The organism is Aquiflexum sp., assembly GCF_041749095.1.
Taxonomy (GTDB): domain Bacteria; phylum Bacteroidota; class Bacteroidia; order Cytophagales; family Cyclobacteriaceae; genus Aquiflexum.
In genome coordinates this window covers 1-13,873 of sequence record NZ_JBGTCA010000548.1, presented here as the reverse complement: position 1 = coordinate 13,873, position 13,873 = coordinate 1, and the positions used below count along the sequence as shown (strand labels likewise).

Below are 13,873 nucleotides of genomic sequence, written 5' to 3'. Positions count from 1 at the left end.
TAAGGTTTTTGACTATTTTCGCAATCGGCCTTAAATTTCAGCCCTTTTGATTATATTTGAGGCCTAATTTAGCATATTTTATTAAAATCGATATGGCAAAAAAGAGCACTCCTACCAAAGCAAAAGCAAAATATTCCAAAGAAACTTACACTTATTGGTACGAAAGCATGCTGTTGATGAGGCGGTTTGAGGAAAAAGCAGGTCAACTATATGGACAGCAAAAAATAAGGGGTTTCTGCCACTTATATATCGGACAGGAAGCCTGTGCTTCCGGTGCAATCACCGCCCTGGAAAAAGACGATAAATGGATCACCGCTTACAGAGACCATGCACACCCACTTGGCCTGGGAACCGACCCAGGGGCAGTGATGGCCGAACTTTTTGGCAAAGCCACAGGCACTACCAAAGGAAAAGGTGGTTCCATGCACATTTTTGACAAAGAAAGAGGATTTATGGGCGGCCACGGCATCGTTGGCGCACAGATACCCATGGGGCTCGGAATCGGTTTTGCGGAAAAATACAAGGGCACAAAAAATCTCTGCATCTGCCACATGGGAGATGGGGCTGTCAGGCAGGGAGCTTTTCATGAAGCTATGAACTTGGCAATGATTTATAAAACCCCTGTCATTTTTGTGATCGAAAACAACGGCTACGCAATGGGCACGTCCACAGCGAGAACGTCCAATGTTACCGAACTCTACACCCTTGGTGAAGCTTATGACATGCCTTCATTCCCAGTAGATGGGATGAATGTGGAAGCGATCCATGAAGCCGTAGCAGAAGCTGCCGAAAGAGCGAGAAAAGGCGATGGCCCAACTCTGTTGGAATTCAGGACATACAGGTACAAAGGTCACTCCATGTCAGATCCACAGAAATACAGGACCCGTGAGGAGGTTGAAGAATATAAACAACGTGACCCAATCGAACAGGTCAAGAAAACCATCCTGGACAACAAAATCCTGACAGAGGAGGAAATATCAGCAATAGATAAAAAGGTGAAGAAGCAAGTAGATGATGCGGTAAAATTCGCCGAAGAATCCCCTTGGCCCGACGGGCAGGATGCCTTCAAGGATGTCTATATGCAGGAAGATTATCCTTTTGTAATGGAGTAAAACCTATTATTTCAAATATTGAAAACCATCGTTGCGGGAGTGACGGTGGTTTTTTTTTGTGTGGGGTTGTGTGGAGGATTATTGGGCTAATGATGAGAAATACAAAACATTAATACTTACATCATTTTAGCTTTTTTAAGAATGGCATGAGCTTTCACCAACTCTTTACTGAAATCTACAGTAGAGCTTTCTGAAACGGATTTTTCTGCCATTTTAACAAATTTTTCTGCTTCCTTTTCTTTTAATTCAGGGATGCTTTTAATAGTCAATGCCATACAATTCATATTTGTAACAAAATAGTTGGGATCCCCGTAGCTGTATTCCGGATTTTCGATCAGGATACGGGGTTCCAGCTTGGGTTCTTCTCCTTTGCCTATCCAGGTCAGTTCAAGTTTTTGGGGATTGGAGATGTTTTTACTCATGAATATGAAAACATTGAATGGATTGTTGGAAAAATTCCGATAACTAAAATAAGTCAATTTGGGGTTCTCATACAACCCCTATCAGTGATGCTGTTTTGATTGTCATGATTTTTCGAAAGAATATTCAGCACTTATTATTCAGAAAGAATTTTTCACGTGAAATATTCTCCAATATTTAAAAAATCACGTGTGTAATTTTTATAAACATCAATTTATTTTAAATTTGAGTGAAAAAATCACGTAAAGCCATGATCATTCGCTTTGTCCTTGAGAATATATTTTCCTTTGGTGAAAGGAAAGAGTTCAATACACTTCCCAATAACCGTCTGAAAACGCTGGAAAGTCATAAATATGATGTTGGGGATTTTCATTTGCTGAAGTTGTCAGCCCTATATGGTGCCAATGGTGCCGGTAAATCCAATTTGTTTAAAGCAATGTTCTTGTTACAAAAATTGGTTTTGGACCAGAAAATCCCGTTCCCTTTAAAGGAAAGCCAGTTTAAATTTAATAAAGGTAAAGACATTCCCCAATTGCTTGCTGTGGAGTTTATTCAGGAAGGTACTCCATTTTACTATGGAATCGAACTGATCGGGGAAAGAGTCGCAACGGAAGAGTTGTATATTTCAGGATTAGGCTATCAAAAGGATAGACTGCTTTTTGACCGTAAAACTGATAAAAATGAAAATACGACCATTCAATATGCTGATGAGTTCCAGAATGACGAAAAGTTCAGATTATTGAACAGTATCTTGTTGGAGGAATTTGTGGAACCTAAGCAACCTGTACTGAAATTGCTAGCTAATAGGGACAACAAATTTTTGGCAGATGTAAAAAATGCTTTTCGTTGGTTTTCTGAGACTTTGCAGATTATAACCCCAAGTTCCAGACCCATGGCTCTAGCTCATAGAATTGATGTGGATAGTGAATTTAAGCATTATGCTGAGGACATGATGTGCTCTTTTAATCTTGGTATAGCATCCTTAACTACTGAAAAATCGCCGATTGAAGAGTTTTTTGGTAAAGACAATGAAAATGAATTGAATGAATTGATTAAAAGGGTTGAAGAATCCCCTAAAAAAATGGTCGGGGTGAGAATTAGAACAGGCGATGAAATCAATCTGGTTAAAGAAAACGGAGAAATCTGGGCCAAAAGTCTAAAAGTTGGCCACAAAGGAAAAGATGGGGTAGAAGTAAAATTTGACCTGATTGATGAGTCTGATGGTACCATCAGGTTATTGGATTTCGTTCCGGCCTTCAAATCTGTGATTTCGGAGCCTAAAGTATTTATGATTGATGAAATCGAAAGAAGTATCCATCCGCTTTTGATCAAAGAGTTGGTAAAGAAATTTTCCCATGACCCCAAAACCAAAGGACAATTGATCTTTACTACCCATGAATCCAATTTATTGGATCAGGAACTTTTCAGACAGGATGAAATTTGGTTTGCTGAGAAAAATCAGGATGGGGCAACAGATTTGTATTCATTGAGCGATTTCAAAGAGCATAAGACCATTGATATCCGAAAGGGATATCTCAATGGCCGCTACGGTTCCATTCCTTTTTTGGGAAATTTCAAGGATTTAAACTGGCACGAATATGTTACTCAGCAGGAACCGACTCTTTGAGAGAAAGCCCGCAACAAGGGAGGCAAGGAGTATCTATATTTTCTGTGAGGGCAAAAGAAGAGAAAAAAATTACTTCGACTATTTTAGGGAAATGGATTCCCGAATCAATGTGGAAGTATATGAACTGAATGGGGAAGAAGATAATTCTCCTCTTGGCCTTCTTGAAATTGCTAAAAGGAGCATTATCGAATCTGAGGTAAACCCAAATCCTTCATATACCTTTCAGGAAAATGATGAAGTTTGGATTGTTTTGGACACAGACCCTGATCAACAAGAATCAAGGAAAGAACAAATCGACACTGTCAGGAGAGAAATTTCCAAACTGGATGCGTGGTTTGTTACGGAGAGTAATCCATGCTTCGAAGTTTGGTTGTATTATCATTTCCATGAAAAGGTTGAGCCTTTTGGATCTTCAGACATTTGCAAGACTTGGAAGGTTATGGTAAATAAATCTATTTCAGGGGGATTCGATTCAAGAAAACATCCCCTTTATGTGGAAAGGGCTACAACAAATGCTGAGGTCAATTTCAAGGCCAATGAATCTGGGAAACTATCTGTCGGGTCAACGGAAGTATTTCGGTTATCAAAAAGTTTTTTGCCTTTGATTTTAAAAAAAATAAAGGAAGTTCAAGTTAGACTTGGCTTGTAAATCCTTCAATCAAAGCGACTTAAGATTATATCTATTTGACAAACTTTCTAAAGGCAGAGATGATTTGGAAGATAAAGAAAGCGAGGACTATTCTTTGCAGCCCATCCCAAAAGCCTAGAGCAAATGAAATATCAACTCCTGGGAACAAATCATTTAGCCGTCTTGCAGGATTGAATAAACTAGGCCAAACGGATCCGTAATGCCAGAATTTTTTGGCGAACGTCATTGGGCTGATGAAATCACAATCCTGGCACCAAAAAAATATTTCTTGATCAGCTGCCATAAATATTAATGGGTAGAAAGGTAGTGTAGTAAATAATAGGACAAGGCCTAATGGTTTAATCCAATTTTGGCCGTGATTATTGGTCAATCCAAGAAATAGTGTAATTCTGTCTAATGACCACCATTTTTTACCAAGTACTTGCAGGCCTTTAAAGTAGGCTTTCAATTCTCGTGATTTAAATTCTAAAGCAGAAATCCTATCTCCTTCCTTTTCACTAGCAAGTTTCAACTGTCGATAAAGTTCTATTCGTCTTAGACAGGTATTTGGATCTGATTCACCATCTATTTGGAGCGCTTTGTCTTCAAACCATTTGACTGATGAGGTTTTTAAATCGGAGACCAAACTGTCTTTCCAAATAATTTTAGAGAATGATTTAAAGTTAAAATTAGAAAGCACCCATGTTCCGAGATTTGAAACAGTAATTTGTATTTCTGCATGATTACTCACTTGAAAATATGGGTTTGAACTATTGATTGATAATGTTTTTAAATTCACAAAATCACTAAGATGAACCTTTCCAAATCCACAATTATTAAAAGAAATATTATTATCTGAATTGGTACCTGAAAAATATAATTCTTTAAAATTGGTTCCATAAAAAGCTAATCTGCCTTTGAGTTGAGGAGAGAATGGAATTGTTATTTTTTCACAATTAGTGTTTTCTCCTTTGATTGTTAACCCTTCAATTACTATGCATCCATCCAAATATATTTCGGGAAAGGAATAATCAGGAAGATTTTCACTCTGATCATCTTTGCAATCAATTATTAAGCTTTTTGCGATCTCCAAATTTTGAAAATCTATTTTTTTAGAAATTATTGGCTTGACTATCTTGATATCACCTTCAAACTTTCCTGATGTAACTGAAAGTTTTTCTAAACCTTTAACTCTCCAAATGTTTAAGTTGTCTCTAAAAATAAGATCCTTGCCACCGATATTTAATTGTTTGGTTTTGAAATTATCAATGTCCGAGATTTTTCCAATTTGGCAATCTTTAATAATTAAATTTTGGCAGCTTTTAATACCTTTAAAATGAAATCCAGACTTTATTTCTGTCCTTTCAATTTTTAAATCTCCATTAGAGAAAGATCCGTTTTTCACCGAAAGGGTATTTAATATGTTTTTAGTTTGTGATGAAGAAGGCTTTTCGAAAAATACCCCATGCTTTATAATACAATTAGCTATTTCAAGGCTATCAATATCAAAATCTTGAAAATGAAGTCCTGGCCTAATTTGCACTAAAATTGGAGTTTTACAATTATCGAATTTCAACCCCCCTCTTACCTTCAGTTTTTTAAATAATAAACCACTATTAAACTTGCATCCAATGAATTCGAGCCCATCTAGAAAATTAAAATCCAATAATTGGCTAACATTACTATCAAACTCATCTTCTTCAAAAACCACTTTTTGATTGCAAGAATAACCTCCACCAGAAGTTTGAGGTAAAGCATTTTTATTTTCTGGTCTATACCACTCCTTAACCTGAATTGGTGTTATGGTTCTACTCATTCTAGCTCTATTTTTATAATTATCCCATGTTTTATCCCCTGCCCATGTCTTAATAGTCCATCATGCTCCAATCTACCAACAATAATAGCAGGATGGGTATGAATTTCTTTGGCATAGGAGTAAACCAAGTCTATGGTCAAGCCTTTTACTTTGGCCAAAGCCATAAATTCCCTTTCTTCTTTTTCACTGAAAATTGACTCTACCGCAAATTGGTTAGCCTCCTCTTCTTTTTTCTCCCCCTCCTGTGAATAAGATAGGCCTTCTACAAAAAGCTCTTTTTTCCCATGCTTCAGAATATGCCCCGCTTCATGGAAGAAGGTAAACCAAAATATATCGTTCCGCATAAATTGATTTGAAAGCTGTATTAATGGTGTGTCATTTAGCCATCGGGTGGAACCGTGTACTTTGCTGTTGGGAAGTTTGGGAGTGTTTACCAGTTTAACCCCTGCTTCGGCACATAACGCCTGCAATTGGGCAAAGAAATCTTCTGAAAGAGCAACCATGACATCTTTTATTTTTTCCAGATTGGCCTTGAAAAGGTTCTTTTCAAATTTTCCTGCTACCATTTGCTCAGCCTGTTTTTCTCCCTGTTTAAGCCAAGCAGCAAGGGCATAAGGATTTTTTTTGTCCTGATTCGTTAGTCTGAAAGCAGAGCCTTCAATGTAGGCAAAACAAGTAGCTTCATAAAAGGCATCTTTGCCACCAATACCAAAAAATTTAAGTAATTCATCCATCAAATCTACAACGTCCTTAGACCTAGGTGCAATCCATCCCATTGTCATCATTTGTTTGATGGGGAAGTTATTAAGCCAATCTTTCTGCTGGATCAACTGCTCAGCGTCTTCGATTTCCGCAAATTCCAATCGGTAATTTCTCTCCCTTTCCAGCCAAAAGCTTGCAGGAATATCCAAAGACCTTTCTAACTGAATTGCTGTTTCAGGTGTTATGGCTGCCTTGCCTTGTATGATTTCATTGATAGTTTTGAGAGGTCTTCCCATCCTTTTGGCAAGGTCTGTTTGAGAAATACCTTTGAGATTGATTGTTTCTAATAGCGTATCTCCTGGCGGAGAAATCAATTCTTTGGCCAGTTGAATATCATCTAGAGTTTTAATTTTCATAGGGTTTGTTGTTTTGCTTTGGGTTTATTGTTTCTGGTAGGTATTAATGGTAATCCTCACCAATTGCAATAATAGTGATGTCTGTCACTCGGGACCAATCAAGTCCTCCATCTTCTTTTTCAGGGGGAGGGTTGTGGTCAGGTTTGAAAATAATGCGGTGGTTTCCGGAAATATCCACAGCAAACATCCCGATAGATTCCCTTTTAGTTCGTGACATCTAGCAGCAGGAATCTTTCTTAAAACTTCTAAAGTAGGGGATGCTCCATCTCTTTCAGTCTTTGAATTACCTTTTGTGACATCCTACCATAATGCTTGGAAATGGATCTATAGTCGGCAGTGGTTTTCTGGAGTTTTTTAGGTTGGTAGTTAATCTTCATCGCAAAGATAATTGTTTATTTTTCTTTAACCCTAAAGGTTAAAATAAATTTACAAAACATATATTAAAAACAGCCTTTATAAGCAATACAAAACCTAAGATTAGGTGTAATAAATTGATATTCAATTAAATAATTTTTCAGTTGAAAACCAAAAATGAATTAAGTCTCTTACCCTTAACATTTCAGCTAAAAATAAAAAACCTCAACCTTTCCTTCTTTCCATCCTCTTCAATGGTTCATTTCTCCACCAAGTCATTCCCCTTTCCGAAAATCTACCCATCCAACTTTCCTCTACCATTCCCTCCCCCTCCTACCTTATCTATCCCATCCCAATTTGGATTTCAATAAAAGAAAATTAACTTTGCGGGCGGAAAATTTTAAAGAATGGCTAAGAAAAAAACAAAAAAGGCTTCTGAAGTAGAGTATGAGCTTTTGGAAAAACCTGAAGAGATTGCTGGCAGACTGGAAAGAGGGGAGCTTTTTATCAAAAAGAATTCGAGAGTATTCGGCGGTATCCTTATTGTCGGAATTTTGTTGATTGCAGGAATTTTATATTTCCAGATCGACAAACAAAATAAAAACGAAAAAGCACAGGCTGAAATGTTTCAGGCAGTGTATTACTTTGAGCAGGACAGCACAGAACTGGCCCTTAATGGAGATGGTTCAAATGTCGGTTTACTGAGAATAGTTGATCAGTATGGTGGCACAGATGCAGCCAACCTGTCCCATTTCTATATCGGATCCATATATATGTCCAATGGAGAGTTTCAAAAAGCAGTTGATCACCTGAAAAAATTCTCTTCCAGTGATTACTTTGTTCAGGCAAGGGCTTATTCACTGTTAGGTGATGCTTATATGGAGTTGGGAAATACAAAGGATGCGATCTCTCAATACAAAAAAGCCATTGACCACAAAGAAAACAAATTCTTTACACCAAGATATCTGAACAAGTTGGCCATTGCATACGAGGAAGCAGGTGACTTTGACAATGCCATCAAAACTTACAGTACTATAGAAGACAAGTATTTCGAGTCTTTTGAGTTTACAAACGCACGAAAGCATAAAGCGCGCTTGGAAGGCCTTGCCTCTAAGTAATGCTTTGATCTATACAGGCATTCAAAAGGAGTAAGGCTAAGGTCTTGCTCCTTTTTCATTTTATACCCCATCCAACACCCTAAATTATGGCAACCTCATTGAAAAGCTTAAGCCAGTATTCTGATAAAAACTTACTGGATATGTCCAAGAAGAAATTTGGCATTGTCGTTTCGGAATGGAACGATCAGGTGACCGAATCTTTGTTTACCGGTGCGGTGGAAACCCTGCTCAAACATGGCGTCAAAAAGGAAAATATTTATCGTAAAAATGTCCCCGGATCATTCGAACTGACACTTGGCGCACAGTGGTTGGCTGAAATAAAGGAAATCGATGCCGTAATCTGTTTGGGCTGCGTGATTCAGGGAGAGACAAGACACTTCGACTTTATCTGTGATGCAGTCGCCCACGGGATTACCAATGTGGGATTGAAATTCAACAAACCGGTCATTTTCGGTGTGCTCACTCCCGATACCTTACAGCAGGCATTGGACCGAGCCGGAGGCAAACACGGAAATAAAGGAGATGAAGCAGCCATTACGGCGATTAAGATGCTTGGATTTTGATTTTAGAATTTAGATTTAAGATTTAAGATTTGAAACTTGAGACACAAGACGCAAGACTTAAGACGTAAGATTAGGAGGTTCTTCTTGGATTATGGTTAGTGATTAAAAGTTAAGGGTAAACATCTCCTTAAACCTAAATTCCCATCCCAAAAGACACAAATCCCAAATTTTGAGAAAGCCCTCTTGGTTCTTGGTTCTTGGCTCTTGCTTCTAAAATCGTCTCACATCTCACATCTCGCTTCTCGCATCTAAACTCTCGCATCTAAAAAAAAACACACATACCATGAAAATTATGAAATTCGGGGGTACTTCGGTGGGAAGGCCCGAAAGAATGCATCAGGTCAAAGATTTGATCACTAGGGACAACGAAAGGAAAATCGTAGTGCTTTCCGCACTTTCCGGTACGACCAATGCCCTTGTAGGTATCGGTGAAGCTTTGGCAGAAGCCAATAAAGACCTTGCCAAAGAGCGGATTGATACCCTGCACAAGCATTATTTGACTTTTTACAAGGAACTGTTGAAAGAAGAAGCTGCCAGGTCAAAGGCAGAAAAGGTCATCAAGGAACACTTTGAGTTTCTAAATATCATTCTCAAAATATCTTTCAACGAGGCAATCAATAGGGATATCCTCGCACAGGGAGAATTGCTTTCCACAAAACTGTTCTATACCCTCCTGCAGGAATTGGAAATCAATGCGGTATTCCTACCTGCTTTGGATTTTATGAGTATTGATGAAAATCAGGAACCTGAACTCCATAAAATTTCCGAAAAATTAAAAGTGATTCTGGCTAATTATCCCGAAGAAAACATTTTTGTGACCCAAGGCTATATCTGTAAAAACCACAGAAATGAAGTCGATAACCTCAAGAGAGGCGGTTCCGATTATTCCGCTTCCCTTATCGGTGCGGCCATCAATGCAGAGGTGGTTGAAATCTGGACAGACATCGACGGCATGCATAATAATGATCCTAGGATTGTGGACAAAACCCGTCCCATTGCCCAATTGTCTTTCGATGAAGCAGCAGAGTTGGCTTATTTTGGTGCCAAAATCCTGCACCCGGCTTCTATCTGGCCGGCGCAGCAATATAACATTGCGGTCAAATTGCTGAACACCATGGAGCCTGATGCCAAAGGTACTACCATTACGGCAAAGGAAATAGGTTCGGGAGTCAAAGCTTTGGCTGCCAAGGATGGTATCACTGCGATAAAGATCAAATCCAGCAGGATGCTGTTGGCTTATGGTTTTCTTAGAAAAGTCTTTGAGGTTTTTGAAAAATACAAAACCGCCATCGACATGATCACCACTTCTGAAGTGGCTGTATCTGTCACCATCGATGACCTTACCCATCTCAAGGAGATTGTACTGGAACTGGAAGTATACGGTACTGTGGAAGTGGACAATAACCAGGCGATTGTATCCATTGTCGGCAATATGATTGCAGAGTCCAAAGGAACCGTTGCCAATATCATGGATTGTTTAAGGGAATATCCTCTGCGTATGGTTTCCTATGGAGGCAGCCGGCACAATGTTTCCATCCTGGTAGAGGCACAGTATAAAAATGATGCCTTGACAAGCTTAAATGAGGGTTTGTTTGAGTGGAAGGATGAAGTATGAAGGGAAAAGGATGAGGGATGAGGGATGAAGGATGAAGGATGAGGGAAGGTGGTGCGTCATTGCGCCTGCCTGCCTTTGGCAGGAGGAGCACTTGGGATACTTTGATATTTTGAACAGTCCTTCGTGCGACGTGGCAATCTCTTTAGATGAAGGAGGAAGGATGAAGGAATGAGTGAGTTGAGTACAAAGTAACATGTCTGAACTAGTTGGGGAACAAGAGGTTCAATATCGAATTACTGTCCTCTGTTGTGTATCGAACACCGAATGATGAACTACGGCTCAGAGACAAATATTGAACCGGTGCAAAATTTCCGCTTGCTTTGGATAATGTCCATAGATTTTGACAGGATCGTTTACGTCCTGCATTTCTCCATTTTCAAATAGATTAATGTTGATTTTAACATCATCTCCGATTGGCTCAAATGATCTCCAAGTCGGTTACATATATCTTCAGGAGTACTGAATTCCAACCTATCAAGATCAAAGGTCAATAAAACCAAATTTACTTTTTCCGAAAGCTGATATCCTCCGGTACAAAATCCCATATTTCAGGAACTCAGGAAAGGACCAAGATTATAATTGCGAATAGCCAAATCCCTAAGGCTAGTGTGAAGGGTGATTTATTTTTCATATACGTTAAAATGTTTTTTGTAAAAGTATAGTCTAAAAACCTAAAAAACAAATGAAATCCATTTTTTTATTTATGAAATTCATTTTAATATGTTTATCACGTGTTTTTTTGGATTTAATGGGATTTCTAGTAGCATAAAAAATAAAAAAAAACAGCCCTATTGACTGATTTTTTCAAATTATGAAAAATGAAATATAAAGTTTGCATTAACATTTTCTTGAAAAATGAAAAATTACCCCCGTAAGTTTTTACATTCCCAATGATTAATGATATCCTTGAAAAAAAATCTTCAAGAAGACTGTTTCCAACAACCGTACCGATCATCAGTTATTAAACTATGTCAAAAAAAGCCATCATCATTGGGTCAGGAATAGCAGGACTTGCAGCTTCAATCAGGCTGATCAATAAAGGGTTTAAGGTATCGGTACATGAAGCCAATCCTTACCCAGGGGGCAAAATTTCAGAAATAATCTCGAAAGGTTATCGGTTTGATGCGGGGCCGTCTTTGTTTACGCTTCCTGAACAAATGGAAGAATTGTTCTTATTTTCAGGGAAAGACCCAAAAAAGCATTTTGATTATATCAAACTTCCTGTGACCTGTCACTACTTTTGGGAAGATGGAAAACAGATAAAAGCGTGGGCAGATATCAACAGGTTTGCAGAAGAAGTTGAAACCAAATTGGGTGAACCGGCAGATCATATCAGAAAGGCTTTAAAAAAATCATCTTATATATATGATCATCTGGCACCATTATTTATGCACAGGTCCCTGCACAAGTTTGGAACCTGGACAAACAAGGATGCCTTAAAATCCTATCTGAAGATGGGAAAACTTGGGATTTTCAGTACTATGCATACTGCCAATTCCAAAAATTTTGACCATCCAAAATTGGTGCAGCTTTTTAATAGGTATGCCACTTACAATGGATCGAATCCCTATGAAACACCTGCTACCTTAAATATTATCCCCCACCTTGAATTTAACATTGGAGCCTTTTTCCCGAAAAAAGGCATGCACGATATCACCATAAGCCTGTACCAATTGGCCAAAGAAATCGGCGTGGAGTTTACATTCAATTCCAAAGTCGATGAAATATTGGTGGAAGAGGATAGGGCAGTTGGGGTATCTGTAAAAGGAGAAGAATTTAAAGCTGACTTAATTGTCAATAACATGGACATGGTTAATGCCTACAAGACCATTTTAAAAAAACAAAAACAACCGACCAAACTTCTTGATCAGCCAAAATCAAGCTCTGCCCTGATTTTTTATTGGGGGATCAAAAAGGTTTTCCCTGAGTTGGGTCTTCACAACATCCTTTTTTCCGATAACTATAAAGAGGAATTTGATCATATTTTCCACCAAAAGGATATTTACCGCGACCCAACTGTTTACATCAATATCACTTCAGTCTACAAACCTGACGATGCTCCGGAAAACAGCATGAACTGGTTTACCATGATCAATGTCCCAAACAATCAAGGTCAGGATTGGGACAAACTGATCTCCGGGGCAAGAAAACATATCATTCAAAAAGTTAACAGGATTCTCAATACTGATATCGAATCTCTGATCGAGGTGGAAGAAATCCTGGAACCCAGAACCATCGAAAGCAAAACATCCAGTTCCCAAGGGGCATTATACGGAAACAGTTCCAACAATAGATATGCAGCATTTTTAAGGCATGCCAATTACTCATCTTATATAAAAAATCTTTACTTTTGCGGGGGGAGTGTGCATCCTGGAGGAGGAATTCCTTTGTGCCTTCTTTCTGCCAAGATTATGACTGATATGATTGAATAAACAAATTCCCGCAAATACTTTAATCCTTAATAACAATGTTCGGACTCGGAATCATTGGCCTTGCCATATATGCATATACCATCTACGATGTTGTCTCCAGTAATTTTGGAGGTCAAAATGATAAAATAGTATGGGTTTTGATTGTGATTTTTTTGCCGTTTTTGGGGACCATTCTTTGGTTTTTGATAGGCAGAAAGGCTACTTTATGAATTGTAGATTTTTTCCAATGCTTCATTCAAACCAGGATATCTGAATTCAAAACCGGCATTCCGGATTTTTTTGGAAGAAACCTTATTACCGCCCAAAACCATTTGTGCCATTTCGCCCAAAAATATTTTCAAAGCAAATCCGGGCACACCAATATTAACATACATTTTACCGGCTTTCTTGGCAGCAGCTTTTGTGAGTTCAGCATTGGTTTTGGGATTGGGCCCTACGGCATTATAGACCCCGATCATTTCTTTATTTTCAATTGCAAAAAGAAACATCCTTGCCAAATCATCAATAGCAATCCAACTCATCCACTGTTGTCCATTGCCCAGCGGTGCTGTCACCGGAGGCTTGAGTATTTCAACCAAAGCACCGCCTTTATTGTCCAATACAATACCCGTTCGGAGCATGACAGTCCTGATTCCTAATTCTGCTATTTTCTCCACTTCACTTTCCCAAGCCCCTACCACCTGGGCCAAAAAATCACTGCCGGGATTTCCATTTTCGTCCATTAAATTATCTCCGGTATTGAATCCATAGTATCCAACTGCCGAAACAGAGATAAAGACTCCCGGTTTTTTATCCGATTTTTCAATGGCACCTTTGAGTAGTAAAGTGGATTGGGTCCTGCTTTGTAGAATGACTTTTTTCCTTTCAGCAGTCCATCTTTTATCGGCTATGCCCTCTCCTGCAAGGTGGATGATTCCCTCTGCCCATTGTAAAGCCTCAGCATCAATTGTCTGCTTGTCCACATCCCAGGCAAAAGACTTTTGCTTGTACTTTTCAGGACTCCGGCTAAGCCATGCTACTTCATATCCTTTTCTTTCCAATAATCCGGTGATTTTCTTTCCGATCAACCC

General features: G+C 38.7%; 15 protein-coding genes. 9 read left to right on the top strand and 6 right to left on the bottom strand.

Annotated elements, in window-relative coordinates:
* The first annotated feature begins 92 nt into the window (after positions 1-92).
* On the top strand, positions 93-1,112 hold the full coding sequence (gene pdhA / locus ACEW8O_RS24605) for a pyruvate dehydrogenase (acetyl-transferring) E1 component subunit alpha (RefSeq protein WP_373497282.1): 1,020 nt from the start codon (positions 93-95) through the stop codon (positions 1,110-1,112).
* 116 nt (positions 1,113-1,228) lie between these two features.
* Here the strand turns inward: pdhA and ACEW8O_RS24600 are convergent, their stop codons facing one another.
* Complete coding sequence (locus ACEW8O_RS24600) at positions 1,229-1,534, bottom strand: hypothetical protein (RefSeq protein ID WP_373497281.1); 306 nt, start codon at positions 1,532-1,534, stop codon at positions 1,229-1,231.
* Positions 1,535-1,761: 227 nt separating this feature from the next.
* Here ACEW8O_RS24600 and ACEW8O_RS24595 point away from each other — a divergent pair, with 227 nt between their 5' ends.
* Positions 1,762-3,159 carry an ATP/GTP-binding protein gene (locus ACEW8O_RS24595; RefSeq protein ID WP_373497280.1) on the top strand — a complete coding sequence of 466 codons (1,398 nt, stop codon included), beginning with the start codon at positions 1,762-1,764 and terminating at the stop codon, positions 3,157-3,159.
* Positions 3,131-3,808 (top strand): RloB family protein, encoded by a 678-nt coding sequence (locus ACEW8O_RS24590; RefSeq protein ID WP_373497279.1) that lies wholly within the window; start codon positions 3,131-3,133, stop codon positions 3,806-3,808. The genes ACEW8O_RS24595 and ACEW8O_RS24590 overlap by 29 nt, the downstream gene beginning before the upstream one ends.
* Positions 3,809-3,839: 31 nt before the next feature.
* On the opposite strand, the gene ACEW8O_RS24585 is transcribed toward ACEW8O_RS24590, so the two are convergent.
* The 4 genes from ACEW8O_RS24585 to ACEW8O_RS24570 are packed head-to-tail and all read right to left on the bottom strand — an operon-like array spanning position 3,840 to position 7,098.
* The gene (locus ACEW8O_RS24585) at positions 3,840-5,603 is read right to left on the bottom strand and encodes a hypothetical protein (protein ID WP_373497278.1); all 1,764 of its coding nucleotides are present in this window, start codon (positions 5,601-5,603) and stop codon (positions 3,840-3,842) included.
* Positions 5,600-6,721 carry a helix-turn-helix domain-containing protein gene (locus ACEW8O_RS24580; RefSeq protein WP_373497277.1) on the bottom strand — a complete coding sequence of 374 codons (1,122 nt, stop codon included), beginning with the start codon at positions 6,719-6,721 and terminating at the stop codon, positions 5,600-5,602. The genes ACEW8O_RS24585 and ACEW8O_RS24580 overlap by 4 nt, the downstream gene beginning before the upstream one ends.
* A 43-nt stretch (positions 6,722-6,764) precedes the next feature.
* Positions 6,765-6,938 carry a hypothetical protein gene (locus ACEW8O_RS24575; protein WP_373497276.1) on the bottom strand — a complete coding sequence of 58 codons (174 nt, stop codon included), beginning with the start codon at positions 6,936-6,938 and terminating at the stop codon, positions 6,765-6,767.
* A 28-nt stretch (positions 6,939-6,966) separates the two neighbouring features.
* A complete protein-coding gene (locus ACEW8O_RS24570) occupies positions 6,967-7,098 on the bottom strand; it encodes a hypothetical protein (protein WP_373497275.1) in 132 nt (43 codons plus the stop codon).
* Between the two features lie 384 nt (positions 7,099-7,482).
* On the opposite strand from ACEW8O_RS24570, the gene ACEW8O_RS24565 reads away from it, so the two are divergent.
* From ACEW8O_RS24565 to ACEW8O_RS24540, 6 genes are all read left to right on the top strand, one after another.
* The gene (locus ACEW8O_RS24565) at positions 7,483-8,193 is read left to right on the top strand and encodes a tol-pal system YbgF family protein (RefSeq protein ID WP_373497274.1); all 711 of its coding nucleotides are present in this window, start codon (positions 7,483-7,485) and stop codon (positions 8,191-8,193) included.
* Positions 8,194-8,279: 86 nt separating this feature from the next.
* On the top strand, positions 8,280-8,756 hold the full coding sequence (gene ribH / locus ACEW8O_RS24560; protein WP_373497273.1) for a 6,7-dimethyl-8-ribityllumazine synthase: 477 nt from the start codon (positions 8,280-8,282) through the stop codon (positions 8,754-8,756).
* A gap of 283 nt (positions 8,757-9,039) precedes the next feature.
* Complete coding sequence (locus ACEW8O_RS24555; RefSeq protein WP_373497272.1) at positions 9,040-10,371, top strand: aspartate kinase; 1,332 nt, start codon at positions 9,040-9,042, stop codon at positions 10,369-10,371.
* Between the two features lie 31 nt (positions 10,372-10,402).
* Positions 10,403-10,543 carry a hypothetical protein gene (locus ACEW8O_RS24550; protein WP_373497271.1) on the top strand — a complete coding sequence of 47 codons (141 nt, stop codon included), beginning with the start codon at positions 10,403-10,405 and terminating at the stop codon, positions 10,541-10,543.
* Between the two features lie 796 nt (positions 10,544-11,339).
* Positions 11,340-12,803 carry a 1-hydroxycarotenoid 3,4-desaturase CrtD gene (gene crtD, locus ACEW8O_RS24545; protein ID WP_373497270.1) on the top strand — a complete coding sequence of 488 codons (1,464 nt, stop codon included), beginning with the start codon at positions 11,340-11,342 and terminating at the stop codon, positions 12,801-12,803.
* Between the two features lie 35 nt (positions 12,804-12,838).
* The gene (locus ACEW8O_RS24540; protein ID WP_373497269.1) at positions 12,839-13,012 is read left to right on the top strand and encodes a PLDc N-terminal domain-containing protein; all 174 of its coding nucleotides are present in this window, start codon (positions 12,839-12,841) and stop codon (positions 13,010-13,012) included.
* Here ACEW8O_RS24540 and ACEW8O_RS24535 read toward each other — a convergent pair.
* Positions 13,007-13,873, bottom strand: an 867-nt coding sequence (locus ACEW8O_RS24535) for a TIGR01777 family oxidoreductase (protein ID WP_373497268.1), incomplete at its 5' end; no start/stop codon positions are given. The two genes, ACEW8O_RS24540 and ACEW8O_RS24535, sit on opposite strands and share 6 nt — an antisense overlap.

Bases quoted from the DNA above. Each gene is read 5' to 3' on its own strand.
- ACEW8O_RS24600 (WP_373497281.1), bottom strand. From the start codon at position 1,534: ATGAGTAAAAACATCTCCAATCCCCAAAAACTTGAACTGACCTGGATA.
- ACEW8O_RS24590 (WP_373497279.1), top strand. From the start codon at position 3,131: ATGTTACTCAGCAGGAACCGACTCTTTGAGAGAAAGCCCGCAACAAGG.
- ACEW8O_RS24570 (WP_373497275.1), bottom strand. From the start codon at position 7,098: ATGAAGATTAACTACCAACCTAAAAAACTCCAGAAAACCACTGCCGAC.
- ACEW8O_RS24580 (WP_373497277.1), bottom strand. From the start codon at position 6,721: ATGAAAATTAAAACTCTAGATGATATTCAACTGGCCAAAGAATTGATT.
- ACEW8O_RS24585 (WP_373497278.1), bottom strand. From the start codon at position 5,603: ATGAGTAGAACCATAACACCAATTCAGGTTAAGGAGTGGTATAGACCA.
- ribH (WP_373497273.1), top strand. From the start codon at position 8,280: ATGGCAACCTCATTGAAAAGCTTAAGCCAGTATTCTGATAAAAACTTA.
- ACEW8O_RS24565 (WP_373497274.1), top strand. From the start codon at position 7,483: ATGGCTAAGAAAAAAACAAAAAAGGCTTCTGAAGTAGAGTATGAGCTT.
- crtD (WP_373497270.1), top strand. From the start codon at position 11,340: ATGTCAAAAAAAGCCATCATCATTGGGTCAGGAATAGCAGGACTTGCA.
- pdhA (WP_373497282.1), top strand. From the start codon at position 93: ATGGCAAAAAAGAGCACTCCTACCAAAGCAAAAGCAAAATATTCCAAA.
- ACEW8O_RS24575 (WP_373497276.1), bottom strand. From the start codon at position 6,938: ATGTCACGAACTAAAAGGGAATCTATCGGGATGTTTGCTGTGGATATT.
- ACEW8O_RS24555 (WP_373497272.1), top strand. From the start codon at position 9,040: ATGAAAATTATGAAATTCGGGGGTACTTCGGTGGGAAGGCCCGAAAGA.
- ACEW8O_RS24550 (WP_373497271.1), top strand. From the start codon at position 10,403: ATGAAGGATGAGGGAAGGTGGTGCGTCATTGCGCCTGCCTGCCTTTGG.
- ACEW8O_RS24540 (WP_373497269.1), top strand. From the start codon at position 12,839: ATGTTCGGACTCGGAATCATTGGCCTTGCCATATATGCATATACCATC.